The following is a 12,331-nucleotide window of genomic DNA, read 5'->3' on the forward strand; positions in this document are numbered from 1 at the left end:
TTGCAATGGCCAGACAGGCGCGTCAAACCTGCCATATGCAACGCTTTTCTCAGTCCCCGACGGACCCCGCCTTTGTCCAAAACCCCTACCCGTTTTATGACCGCGCCCGCGCGGGCGGAGATTTCTTTTGGTGGGATGAATACGACATGGCCTGCGCCGTTTCGCACAGCGCCGTACACGCAGTACTGCGCAATCGGAAAATGGGGCGCGAATACCCGCCGGAATTAGCACCCGACATCCCAAAGGCGCTCCAACCATTCTACGATGTCGAAGCCCACTCCATGCTGGAACTGGAACCACCCAAACACACGCGCCTGCGGTCGCTCGTATTGCGCGCCTTCACCAGCCGGACCATCGCCGCACTGGCACCCGATATCACCCAACTCTGCCAAGACCTGATCGACAGGTTTCCATCCGAGCCCTTCGATCTGCTTACCGCCTACGCACAACCCGTCCCCGTCGTCGTGATCTCGCGACTGCTAGGCGTCCCCGAAGACCGCGCTGGTGACCTGCTACGCTGGTCCAACGCGATGGTCTCCATGTACCAAGCGCGACGCACCCCCGAGATCGAAGCCGCCGCAATCGCTGCCACCAACGACTTTACCGCCTTCATGCGCGGCTACATCAACGTGCGGCGCAAATCCCCGACCGACGACTTGATCTCGACCCTGATCGCGGCCGAAGAAGACGGTGAAAAACTGTCAGAGGATGAATTGATCACCACCTGCATCCTGCTTCTCAACGCCGGACACGAGGCCACGGTGCACACGCTGGGCAACGGGGTTAAAACACTCCTAGAACGAGATATCCGTGAAATTACAGACCCCTGCGTCGAGGAAATCATCCGTTTCGACCCGCCCCTGCACATGTTCACACGCTGGGTCTACGAAGACGTGACCATCGGCGACCAGTCCTTCAAACGCGGCGACCAAATCGCCTGCCTACTCGGCGCGGGAAACCGAGACCCTCTCGCCTACGACGCCCCCAACACATTCGACCCCACACGCAAAGGCCCCCAAAACACCAGCTTCGGCGGCGGCATCCACTTCTGCGTCGGCGCACCACTCGCAAGACTAGAACTCCGCATCGCGCTCGAAACACTATTCGAACGCTGCCCTAACCTAAAACTGGCCGAAAAACCGCAGTACGGAGACGTATTTCACTTTCATGGGTTGGAACGCTTGATGGTAAGAGCGTGAGGCAAGCTGATCAAAAAGCAGCCACTTAAGAAGTACTAAGCTCAGTATCACAGCGAAGGTCTGATTTGAGCCCAAAGGGTTGGATGCTGCGCAGTGAACGAACGGCTGCTTTCACTTGCCCCTAGAATTCGTCGTCGCGCAGCTTAACAAAGTCTATAAAACCTTCGGGCGAAGCGACCGGGTCGCAGTGTTTGGCTCCGGAATAAGTCAGAAAATCCTCACCTGACTCGTAAATAAACCGAAGCCCCGCCAAAATTGGGGCGCGAACAGTCTTCGGAAGAACATTGTAGTCCGCCGCCAAGTTGCTCCAACGAAACTCAAACCAGCCAACGTTGTCTCTACCCTGCAACGCGTTCGCCAAAAGGAGGGCGGTGCAAGGAACGAAGCCGGACGTTGCACGTACATGCGATACCAGCTCGACGACTTCGCTTGGGTACCAGGCCTCATCATTTGGGAATAGGCATGTCTCCGACGACAGCACGTCATTGAGAGCTTCAAGATGACGATCAATATCGCAGCCGTAGTCTGCAGCGGCGACGCTCTTGCGCGTTGGCTCGTCCATTGACTTGGCAATCTCGCACAGTTGGGGCAGTATTTGTTCTGCTGTGCGCGTCAACCTCGATTTATCGGGCTGAAAGTACTCGGTCGGTTCATAGCTGTAGGATAAGTCTTCGAGAGCGTCTAAGCCGCGAAATATTGCTGTGCAAAGCGGCCGACCGGCGGCGAGAACTTTCTTCGCTGCCATTTCTGCGAAGTCTCTCGTATCGCCGCCCCACAATCCTCTTTGAAGATCGTTGGCCACGATCATGGCAACTGCGATGTCTGCCCCTTCTGAGGACTCGATTGCTGTGGCCGCAAGCTGTTCATAGCACTTTGCGTCTGTTTCCTCCTCAAAGCGACACGACTTTTCCCGAACGATTTTTGGAAAACCTTGGCCGCCAATCTCGGCAAGCAAAACATCGTCTTGAACTTGTAGCAACCAAATCAAGTCGAATGCAGATTGCGCCTGCCGGAAATGAAAATCTGGACGATCCATACCTGAAAACTAGCTGTATCCGGTGACCATTTAAAGGCATTGATTGCTAGACCTACCTAGAGAAGCAGTCATTCGCTTTGCCGATGGAAATGAAAGCTTCGTCCCGCATAGCCGGCATTAACCCTTCCCGACCGTACGCAACGTTAAACCACTCAAATACATACAGCTGTACATACGCCTACTGTACGCAGTCTGTACGGCATCTGCATCGCCACATCGCCCCTGTTTTCAAGCATTAACCCAGCATATCTGCTGCATGTCAGCATGCGCAGCAAAAACTGCGCACGCTTCGTTAACCAAATTCATCGTTACAACCGCAGTGTAACTTAGCCGCCGCTGTGGCTGGTTGTTTGGTCTTGGTCACGGTCGCGGTCGCCCGGCTCCTCCGTGTCACTGGTGCTGGTAGCCGCAGCTTCGCTTTCCGCAGACATTTGATCGTCGGCAGGATAACCGGACATCGTATCTTCGCAAGCCGCAAGCATGCCGATCATGGCAAGTAGAATAACAGTGTTTTTCATAACAAATCTCCTTTTCTACTCGCCAGTTTCGAGCAATAGCGACCGTCCCGCATTGATATAGCTCAATGGCCCGAAACGCGCCTAAAGCGGCAGCGCCACGGTCGATTTGATCTCTTCCATCGACAATAGCGCGGTGACGTTGTGCACCTTCACTTCGGATATCAGCGCCTGATAGAATGTGTCATACGCCCGGGCGTTTTTCACGCGCACCTTGAGGATGTAATCAATGTCCCCTGCCAGCCGGTGGGCCTCTTGCACTTCGGGTCGTGATTTCAGGGCCTTAAGGAATTTACCCTGCCAGTCCGCGTCATGCTCTGAGGTGCGGATCAGCACGAAAAAACAGGCCTCAAACCCCAGTGCTTCGGCATCAAGCATCACTGTCTGATGACCAATGATCCCGGCCTCGCGCATCTTGCGAATGCGATTCCAAACAGGCGTTTTCGAAGACCCTACATTCTTGGCAATTTCATCCAATGATTGCGCGGCATCGGCCTGCAATGCTGCCAAAATTTTCCGGTCTGTCGCATCAATCCGTACCGACATTCTTATTTCTCCGCATTCTTAGGACAGACGGTCCAAATTCACAGGCAACCAGAACAGTTTTCCTTAACTGCCCTGTAGGGGGCGTAAATAGCAGAACGATATTCTATATTAAACCCAAGAAATCAGAGGTTCGCTATGCAGCACTTTCCAATTTTCCTAGCCGTCGCCGGTCGTCGCATTGTCCTTTCGGGCGGTGGTGATGCGGCTATGGCAAAGCTGCGCCTGCTGATGAAAACCGAAGCAAAGCTGACCGTCATCGCGGCAGACGTTGCGCCAGAAATCCAACGTTGGGCTGCCCAAGACAAGCTGACAATCATCAACCGTGCTATGCAGCCGGGCGATGCGCTCTGCGCTGCGCTATTCTATGCCGCCAACGAAGATGATGCCGAAGACGCACGTGTTGCCGCAATTGCGAATGCTGAAGGCGCACTGGTCAACATCGTCGATAACCTTGCTGACAGCCAGTTTATCACGCCCGCCATCGTAGACCGCGATCCTGTAACCGTGGCCATCGGCACCGAAGGTGCTGCCCCAGTTTTGGCGCGTGCAATCAAAGCAGACCTAGAAGCACGCCTACCACAGTCGTTGGGCGTTCTGGCCCGGATCGGCAAAACATTCCGCCACGCTGTTGATGTGCTGCCTATGGGCCGCAAGCGTCGTGATTTCTGGTCGTCCTTCTATTTCGGCGCAGGCCCCAAGGCTTTTGACGAAAAAGGCGAAGCTGCGGTTATTCCAACTTTGGAAACGCTTCTTGATCAGCAAATCATGGCGACAGACACTGCTGGTCATGTTGACCTCGTTGGTGCGGGCCCCGGCGACCCCGAACTGCTGACACTGAAAGCCCGTAACGCGCTGGACAAGGCCGACGTCGTTATTCATGACCGGTTGGTAACGCCAGAAATCTTGGAACTTGCCCGCCGCGAAGCGATCATCATCGACGCCGGTAAAGAAGGCTTTGGCCCATCCATGGCGCAGTCTGACATTGACGCGCTAATCGTTGAACATGCCCAAAATGGTCACCATGTTGTGCGCCTTAAGGCCGGTGACCCGACTGTCTTTGGTCGCTTGGATGAAGAAATCGAAGCACTGGAAGCCGCGCAGGTTAGTTACCGGATTATTCCGGGCATCACGGCCGCCTCTGCTGCTGTAGCGCATATTGGGCAAAGCCTGACCAAGCGGAACCGCAATTCAGCTGTGCGCCTGATCACAGGGCACGACACCAAAGGTTATGCTGACCACGATTGGAAAGCATTGGCTGCCCCCGGAGAAGTCGCAGCCATCTATATGGGCAAGAAGTCTGCCCGCTTTATTCAGGGTCGGCTGCTGATGCACGGCGCCGACCCAGCTACGCCCGTTACGATTATCGAAAACGTTAGCCGTGCCGATCAACGCATCATCGCGACCACATTGGTCGCACTGGAACCAACAATGTCACAATCACGTTTGTCTGGTCCTGTAATCACATTTTATGGCCTCGCTCCACGCGAAGCCGCTGCTCAATCGCTGAAACTCAAGGAGTTTGCATAATGGCCCGTGCCTTTACCCCCAAAGTCATCACCGCAAATGCGTTGCTGGAAGGCGACGCTGTTTGGTTCACCGCTGACGACCGCTGGACCCCGCATATGTCCGAAGCCGAGCTGATCACCGACGAAGCGCACGCAGACCTGCGCCTGTTGGAAGCACAAGCACGTCAGGCTGAGATCGCTGGCGCCTACCTTGCCGACGCAAAAGAAGGTCCAAACGGCCCAGAGCCAACGCATTTCCGCGAAACATTCCGCACACGCGGCCCGTCAAACTATGCCCATGGCAAACAAGTAGATAACGCGTCCCGGACCTAATCCGCGACCAACACATAACCCACGAGGTTCCGGGGCCCTCCCCGGAACGCGAAGGAAGAAGCCAGATGTACGTATACAACGATTTTGATGAAGCATTTGTCCGCGAGCGCGTTGCCCAGTTCCGTGGTCAAGTTGAACGCCGTATCGACGGATCACTGACCGAAGACGAATTCAAGCCGCTTCGCCTGATGAACGGCCTGTACTTGCAACTGCACGCCTACATGCTGCGTGTTGCTGTGCCTTACGGTACGTTGAACCCGTCACAGATGCGCCAGTTGGCATATATCGCTGATCGTTGGGACAAAGGTTACGGCCACTTCACCACCCGCCAGAACATCCAGTACAACTGGCCAAAACTGGCCGACGTGCCTGATATTCTTGAGGCTTTGGCCGATGTCGGCATGCACGCGCTTCAGACATCTGGGAACACGATCCGCAACGTGACTGCCGACCATTTTGCAGGCGCGTCCGCGGACGAGATCGAAGATCCACGCCCGGTTGCTGAATTGCTGCGCCAGTGGTCCACTGACCACCCAGAATTCCAGTTCCTGCCGCGCAAATTCAAAATCGCGGTAAGCGGTTCTGAACATGACCGCGCTGTAACCCGTGCACATGACATCGGGGTGCGCATGGTCCGCAACGCCGAAGGCACGCCGGGCTATGAAATCATCGTTGGTGGTGGCCTTGGTCGTACGCCAATGGTTGGAAAAGTACTGCGCGAATTCCTTCCTCGCGAAGAGCTGCTTGCATATTGCGAGGCCATCGTCAGCGTCTACAACCTGCTAGGCCGCCGCGACAACAAATACAAAGCACGGATCAAGATCACTGTTCACGAAAACGGTCTTGAGACAATGCAACAGTTGGTCGAAGAACGTTTCCAAGCCATCCGCAAAGGCTTTACCGGTTTCGACCAAGAGTTGCTGAAAAGCATCGAAGCCGCTTTCGCCCCGCCTGCCTATGTCAGTAAATCTGAAGGTGGCTATGAAGCGGCGCGCCTTGCGAACCCTGCTTTCCGCGCCTGGTCTGACACCAACTTGGCGGCGCATAAGGCGCCGGGTTATGCGATCGTGTCGATCAGCATCAAGAAACACGGTCAAACGCCGGGCGATGCGACTTCTGACCAGATGCGCGTGATGGCGGATATTGCCGAACAATACGGTCACGGTGAACTGCGGATCAGCCACGAACAGAACGTGATCCTGCCGCATGTCCACAAAGCTGACCTGCCCGCTGTTTACGCAGCGCTGCGCGAGGCTGACTTGGCAACAGCCAACATCGGTCTGGTCAGCGATATCATCGCCTGCCCCGGCATGGACTACTGCGCCTTGGCGACTGCGCGGTCGATCCCAATTGCACAGGAAATCGCGACGCGCTTTGACGAGCTTAAGATCGAACATGACATCGGCGAGCTAAAGATCAAGATTTCAGGCTGCATCAACGCCTGTGGCCACCACCATGTGGGTCACATTGGTATTCTTGGTCTGGATCGCGCTGGTGTTGAAAACTACCAGATCACGCTTGGCGGTGACGGAACCGAAACCACCACGATCGGCACGCGCGCAGGCCCCGGCTTTAGCGCTGACGACATCGTGCCTGCGATTGAACGGTTGGTGACAGGTTATCTCGATCTGCGTCAGGACGCAGATGAGACATTCTTGCAAGCCTACCGCCGCCTAGGGATGGAGCCGTTCAAAGCGATCCTCTATCCACCAGCCGAGGATAAAGCCAATGCCGCTTAGAGAGATCGCCGAGCGTCGGAATTTGCTGCATCGCGATAGCGATGCGCAAACCGTGCTGCGCCATGCACTAGAGGATGTACAACTTGGCAGTATCGCCATGGTGTCGTCCTTTGGGGCCGAAAGCGTTGTGTTGCTGCACATGATTGCACAAATCGACAAATCCACGCCGATCATCTTTCTTGATACAGAAATGCTGTTCCCAGAGACCCTACAATATCAAAAGGATGTCTCGGAAAAGCTGGGACTTATCGACGTGCGTGTCATTACGCCATCACGCGAGGCCGTCCTGAAAGAAGACGTCGATGGGCTGCTGCATCAGGCTGACACCGACGCCTGCTGTGACTTACGCAAAACCCGCCCACTTGCGGATGCGTTGCAAGAGTTCGATGGCTGGATCACTGGCCGTAAGCGGTACCAAAACGGTCAGCGCGCAGCACTGCCGCTGTTCGAAAAGGACGGCGACAAGGTAAAGGTGAACCCCCTTGCAAATTGGGGTCCCGACGAACTAAAGGCCTATATGGAAGAACATAACCTGCCCCGGCATCCGCTGGTGGCACAAGGGTACCCATCTATCGGATGTATGCCCTGCACAAGCCGCGTCAGCGAAGGCGAAGACCCCCGTGCAGGCCGCTGGCGCGATAGCGAAAAAGAAGAATGTGGTATCCACTTTGAAAACGGTAAAATGGTACGCGGAGGAAAAGCAGCATGAGCGTGATCGTAACTGATAACGGGTTTGGAACTGACGATTGGGCCAACGGCTTTGTTGCACGCGAAGAAGCACCTGCAAATGGTGACTACTGCGTCGACCTTCCTTCAGACACCGCACCGGACACATTGGCGCAGTTGACGAACGCGCCAATGATCCGCATTGATTTCCCATCATTTGCAGATGGTCGCGGCTTTACGCTTGCCGCGATGCTGCGCCGCGCAGGTTTCAAAGGCCGCCTGCGTGCCAAGGGCCATGTCATTGCCGACCAATACGCTATGGCGCGTCGGTCAGGTTTTGATGAGGTCGAAATCGACGAAACGCTAGCGACCCGCCAGCCCGAAGACCAATGGCTTTTCCGCGCCGATTGGCAAAACCATAACTATCAGGCCCGGATGCGCGGCTAAGGCCCCTTTCCCTGATCCAGATCAACGACTAGACCGGAGGGCGGCCCGATAAGGGTCGCCGACTTACATTATGACCGAGCAAACACCAGTGACCGAAACCACAGCCAAAGCCGTACCTGTCCTGCCGGATGCGCAGACTGTTACCGAAGTGAAGCACTATACTGATAGTCTTTTCTCGTTTCGCGTAACGCGTCCTGCATCTTTGCGGTTCCGTTCAGGCGAATTCGTTATGATTGGCCTGATGGGCGACCCTGATCCGAAAACCGGCAAACAACGCCCATTGCTGCGTGCATATTCCATCGCATCCCCATCTTGGGATGAAGAGATGGAATTCTATTCGATCAAGGTCCAAGATGGCCCCCTGACATCGAAACTGCAGCATGTGAAAGCAGGCGATCAGATCATTCTAAAGCCAAAGCCAGTTGGCACGTTGGTGCATGATGCGCTGCTACCCGGTAAACGCCTGTATTTCTTCTCGACCGGGACAGGGTTTGCACCTTTCGCTAGCCTACTGCGCGAACCGCAAACCTATGAAGACTATGATGAAATCATCATTACGCATACCTGCCGTGAAGTCGCTGAACTGACCTACGGCCGCGATCTGATCGAAGGTCTGAAAACTGATGAGCTTTTGAACGAAGTGATCGGTGAAGGGTTCTGGAAAAAGATCAAATACTACCCAACCACAACACGTGAAGAGAGCCCAAAGATGGGACGCATCACAACGTTGATCGAAAACGGTGAGCTGTTCGCTGACCTTGGTGTTCCTGCAATGGATCCTGCGACGGACCGTGCAATGGTCTGTGGGTCACTGGCGTTCAACCTCGACATCAAAGAACTACTGGAAAAGGCGGGCCTGAATGAAGGCGCCAACTCTGAGCCCGGCGAGTTCGTGATTGAGAAAGCCTTTGTCGGCTAAGTTACTAATACATAATTAAAAAAGGGCCGCGTCAGCAATGACGCGGCCCTTTTTTGTTTCCAGATATGTTGGGCTTACATGCCCAGCATACCTTTCAACTGCTCAAGAGCTGCTTCCAGTAGTTCTGGGTTGTCTTTTGCAGCGTTCAGCGCTGTTGTGATGGTTGTCTTCTGAATGCCGGAAAGATCAGAACCGTCGATCATCTCCATAACCTTTTCAGAATCAAAACCGTCAGTTGTCAGCAGGTCAGCAACAGAGCCCATAGCTGTATCAGCGGCTTCATCAGCAGCTTCTGCGGCTTCGCCAGCAGCTTCGGTTGCTTCAGTCGCAGCCTCTTCTGCTGCATCAGCGGCTTCTTCAGCCACAGCGGCAGCTTCTTCGGCTACAGCAGCTTCTGCAGCTTCGGCTTCGGCAGCAGCTTGCGCAGCGGCTTCTTCAGCAGCAGCTTCTGCAGCTTCAAGTTCTGCAGCGGCGGCGGCTTCTAATGCAGCAGCTTCCTCAGATACAGCAGTTTCTGCAGCCTCAAGCTCAGCAGCAGCCTGTGCGGCAGCTTCTTCTGCAGCTGCTTCAGCGGCAGCGGCGGCTTCAGCGGCAGCAGCTTCTGCTTCTGCAGCAGCAGCGTCAATCGCAGCTTGGGCGGCAGCAGCTTCTTCTGCAGCGGCAGCTTCAGCCTCGGCAGCAGCTTGCGCAGCGGCTTCAGCGGCGGCAGCTTCAGCAGCCTCAGCAGCAGCTTGCGCAGCAGCGGCAGCTTCAGCCGCAGCTTGTTCAGCCGCAGCAGTTGCGCCGGTCAAAACGCCAACAGCTTCGGCTGGTCCACGGCCCTTAGCGGCATATTGGTAACCAAAGAAACCGAGTACAGCGACAATGACCAAAATGGCGATTGCTCTCATTTTAACATCCTTTCAGATCTATTTTTTACAGGCCCAATGGCCCTCAATGCGGATATGTCAGATGGCGCAGACAAGGTGAAGTAGAAAACAGGGGGAAAATCTAACGTGTCCACGCAGTTTTGCGGGTTGAAGAGCCCTGTTTCGCAGTCTACTTTACAGGCTACCTAAACGGAACAATTAAAGGATAAAGACCATAGGACGCAGACCCCATAACGCCCCACCGCAACGCGAGACAGGGCCACGGATCAACGACCGAATCCGCGCAAGCGAAATCCGCCTTATTGGGGCGGAAGGCGAAAACGTTGGCGTTGTGACGCCTCAACGTGCAATGGCGATGGCAGATGAAGCTGGGCTAGACCTTGTGGAAATCTCTCCCAATGCAACCCCGCCGGTTTGCAAGATCATGGACTATGGCAAGTTCAAATACGAGACTCAGAAGAAAGAAGCTGAGGCACGTAAGAAGCAAAAGATCATCGAAATCAAAGAAGTGAAGTTCCGTCCAAACACGGATAACCACGACTATGAAGTGAAGATGCGCAACGTTTTCAAATTCTTGGATAACGGCGACAAGGTAAAGATCACCCTGCGCTTCCGTGGCCGTGAAATGGCCCACCAAGAATTGGGTCGTCAGTTGCTGGAACGCGTTGCTGAAGACACCAAAGAGTCAGGTAAGGTCGAGAATTTCCCGAAAATGGAAGGCCGCCAAATGGTCATGCTGATTGGCCCATTGCCGAAGTAACACATTTACAGCAATCATCAGAAAAGCCTCGGCATTTTGTCGAGGCTTTTTATTTTTGCTAGGCGCGAAGTTAGATCGCCGATGAGTTCCTAAGACACCAAGCGTGTTTCGACTGGCTTAAGCGACATTCTTGCCGCACAATAACGGCGGCGTCCTTTTCTGTTCGCCAGTTCAGGAAAGAGTGTGAGCAACTCTTCAAAGATATCGACACTTGCATCATCACCTAACATGTCGCCCGGCTGAAAGCTTTCAGTCCAAGTGTTGTCAGCTAAAATGATCTCGTGTTGATCGAACATAATGTGAATGTATGTGACACACGCGGCATCGTCGCGCGCGACACCGGGCTTATGAAGCAAGTCTTTGGCTTTTACCAAGACCTCATCCTCACCAAACAACAGTTGCGCCTCAAAGCCGCCAAGCATCAGCCGATGCTGTGGCGAAACACGCATATCACGACAGGGATTCCCAACACCAATCGAACCTGCACGTATTTTGATTGGCCTCAGACATGCATTTGCAGCAAGGTCGCCCGCCGAAAGCTGCTTGCGTCCGACCCAACGGATTGGCTGCAAGCCGTTATCGTATGTTTCAACCAGATCGCCGACTTTCAGGTCCTCAACCTTGGTATGGCCATTTGGTGTTTTGATCGAAGTACCGGGAGTAAAGCATGGAATGACGACATTCTCTATATTCGTATAGGTTAGTGTCGTGGAATCCGAAAATGTAACGGTCCCGTTTTCCGGGTTTCCCGCATCTGGCGTAATGATGGCTCCTGGATCGTTGATAATCAGGGTATCGTTGTCGACACCGCCCTCGCCGCCATCGATGACATCACCTGAAGCGCCATAAATGGTATCAGAGTCGTCTCCGCCAAAGATGGTATCAGCGCCGTCACCACCATAGATCGTGTCATCACCGGCATCGCCCGACAGGATGTCCGCGCCCTCTTCACCATGAATGGTATCGTTGCCATCGCCGCCGTAGATCGCGTCGTCCGCGTTTATAAACGGCGCGATGTCGATGCTTGTGTCATCGGTTGAAACGACTGCAACATCAGAGACAGAATAGGTTTCGTCGTCGACCCCCTGATTAAGGGTCGAACCTAGACCGATATCCAAGGTCGCTGGTGCATTCTCGACCTCAATACGCACACGAAAAGACTGATCATAGGTCCAGTCTGCACCACTAATCCAATAGCCTTCCTCGGCCGCATCCCCCAGCGATGTCAAAGTAACTGTATAAGTCACACCGTCTACGGTGACAGTATTTGAACCGCCGACGGTCGTGTTGGGATAGAATGATTGTGAAAATATTTGGGTTCCACCGGAGTATATTTGGAACGCTTCGTTGTCCCAACTGTCAATCCGGTGAAAGTCAAACTCGACGATGGCGTGGCTGTAAGACGTATCAAGATTGAAACTCCGAGAGGCTTCGATATCACCAGCGTCCGCCGTACCGACAACCCTTCCCAACAAATCCTCAAATCCAGTGCCGGGGGCCGAACCTCCGGGTACCCAACCCGCTGCGCCACTATCGAATGCTTCTGTGGTGCTATGATAAACTAGGCTTCCGTTCGGGATCGCATTATCGCCGTCATCGCCAAAAACGACATCATCCCCAGCGCCCGCGTTAATCGTATCACTACCGCCGCCGCCAGTAATGTTGTCAGCATCAGCCGTGCCATTTATTGTATTGTCGGAGCCATCACCATCGATTGTCGCCATCTTCACACCACCTGAATACGCAATTTAACCACCCAAAACGCGGAATGGTTGAAATTAACATGCAATCAAAAGG

13 protein-coding genes are annotated in these 12,331 nt (G+C 54.3%); 8 read left to right on the forward strand and 5 right to left on the reverse strand.

Features of this window, described 5'->3' with window-relative positions; genetic code table 11:
• Positions 1-35 precede the first annotated feature (35 nt).
• Complete coding sequence (locus ACHUEV_RS04740) at positions 36-1,199, forward strand: cytochrome P450 (protein ID WP_394178273.1); 1,164 nt, start codon at positions 36-38, stop codon at positions 1,197-1,199.
• 121 nt (positions 1,200-1,320) lie between these two features.
• On the opposite strand, the gene ACHUEV_RS04745 is transcribed toward ACHUEV_RS04740, so the two are convergent.
• The 3 genes from ACHUEV_RS04745 to ACHUEV_RS04755 all read right to left on the reverse strand — a co-directional run bounded on the left by ACHUEV_RS04745 (position 1,321) and on the right by ACHUEV_RS04755 (position 3,296).
• Positions 1,321-2,235 carry a hypothetical protein gene (locus tag ACHUEV_RS04745; protein ID WP_394177911.1) on the reverse strand — a complete coding sequence of 305 codons (915 nt, stop codon included), beginning with the start codon at positions 2,233-2,235 and terminating at the stop codon, positions 1,321-1,323.
• A 326-nt stretch (positions 2,236-2,561) separates the two neighbouring features.
• A complete protein-coding gene (locus ACHUEV_RS04750) occupies positions 2,562-2,753 on the reverse strand; it encodes a hypothetical protein (RefSeq protein WP_394177912.1) in 192 nt (63 codons plus the stop codon).
• 81 nt (positions 2,754-2,834) lie between these two features.
• Complete coding sequence (locus tag ACHUEV_RS04755) at positions 2,835-3,296, reverse strand: Lrp/AsnC family transcriptional regulator (protein WP_106355820.1); 462 nt, start codon at positions 3,294-3,296, stop codon at positions 2,835-2,837.
• A gap of 135 nt (positions 3,297-3,431) precedes the next feature.
• Between ACHUEV_RS04755 and cysG the strand changes: the two genes are divergently transcribed.
• The 6 genes from cysG (at position 3,432) to ACHUEV_RS04785 (ending at position 8,905) form a co-directional block, all read left to right on the forward strand.
• Positions 3,432-4,823, forward strand: a complete 1,392-nt coding sequence (gene cysG / locus ACHUEV_RS04760; protein WP_394177913.1) for a siroheme synthase CysG — start codon at positions 3,432-3,434, stop codon at positions 4,821-4,823.
• Positions 4,823-5,134 (forward strand): DUF2849 domain-containing protein, encoded by a 312-nt coding sequence (locus tag ACHUEV_RS04765; RefSeq protein ID WP_394177914.1) that lies wholly within the window; start codon positions 4,823-4,825, stop codon positions 5,132-5,134. The genes cysG and ACHUEV_RS04765 overlap by 1 nt, the downstream gene beginning before the upstream one ends.
• A gap of 65 nt (positions 5,135-5,199) precedes the next feature.
• Positions 5,200-6,873 (forward strand): nitrite/sulfite reductase, encoded by a 1,674-nt coding sequence (locus ACHUEV_RS04770; RefSeq protein WP_394177915.1) that lies wholly within the window; start codon positions 5,200-5,202, stop codon positions 6,871-6,873.
• Positions 6,863-7,582, forward strand: coding sequence for a phosphoadenylyl-sulfate reductase (locus tag ACHUEV_RS04775; RefSeq protein WP_394177916.1), 720 nt, complete (start codon positions 6,863-6,865; stop codon positions 7,580-7,582). The genes ACHUEV_RS04770 and ACHUEV_RS04775 overlap by 11 nt, the downstream gene beginning before the upstream one ends.
• Positions 7,579-7,986 (forward strand): DUF934 domain-containing protein, encoded by a 408-nt coding sequence (locus ACHUEV_RS04780; protein WP_394177917.1) that lies wholly within the window; start codon positions 7,579-7,581, stop codon positions 7,984-7,986. Before ACHUEV_RS04775 ends, ACHUEV_RS04780 begins: the two co-directional genes overlap by 4 nt.
• A gap of 70 nt (positions 7,987-8,056) precedes the next feature.
• Positions 8,057-8,905, forward strand: coding sequence for a ferredoxin--NADP reductase (locus tag ACHUEV_RS04785; protein ID WP_394177918.1), 849 nt, complete (start codon positions 8,057-8,059; stop codon positions 8,903-8,905).
• Positions 8,906-8,979: 74 nt separating this feature from the next.
• On the opposite strand, the gene ACHUEV_RS04790 is transcribed toward ACHUEV_RS04785, so the two are convergent.
• On the reverse strand, positions 8,980-9,795 hold the full coding sequence (locus ACHUEV_RS04790) for a hypothetical protein (RefSeq protein ID WP_394177919.1): 816 nt from the start codon (positions 9,793-9,795) through the stop codon (positions 8,980-8,982).
• 244 nt (positions 9,796-10,039) lie between these two features.
• Here ACHUEV_RS04790 and infC point away from each other — a divergent pair, with 244 nt between their 5' ends.
• Entirely contained in the window at positions 10,040-10,534 is a 495-nt protein-coding gene (gene infC, locus ACHUEV_RS04795) for a translation initiation factor IF-3 (protein ID WP_463602999.1), read from the forward strand.
• Between the two features lie 89 nt (positions 10,535-10,623).
• On the opposite strand, the gene ACHUEV_RS04800 is transcribed toward infC, so the two are convergent.
• The gene (locus tag ACHUEV_RS04800; RefSeq protein WP_394177920.1) at positions 10,624-12,258 is read right to left on the reverse strand and encodes a Hint domain-containing protein; all 1,635 of its coding nucleotides are present in this window, start codon (positions 12,256-12,258) and stop codon (positions 10,624-10,626) included.
• Positions 12,259-12,331: the final 73 nt, after the last annotated feature.

Source organism: Yoonia maritima, assembly GCF_043641945.1.
Lineage (GTDB): Bacteria > Pseudomonadota > Alphaproteobacteria > Rhodobacterales > Rhodobacteraceae > Yoonia > Yoonia maritima_B.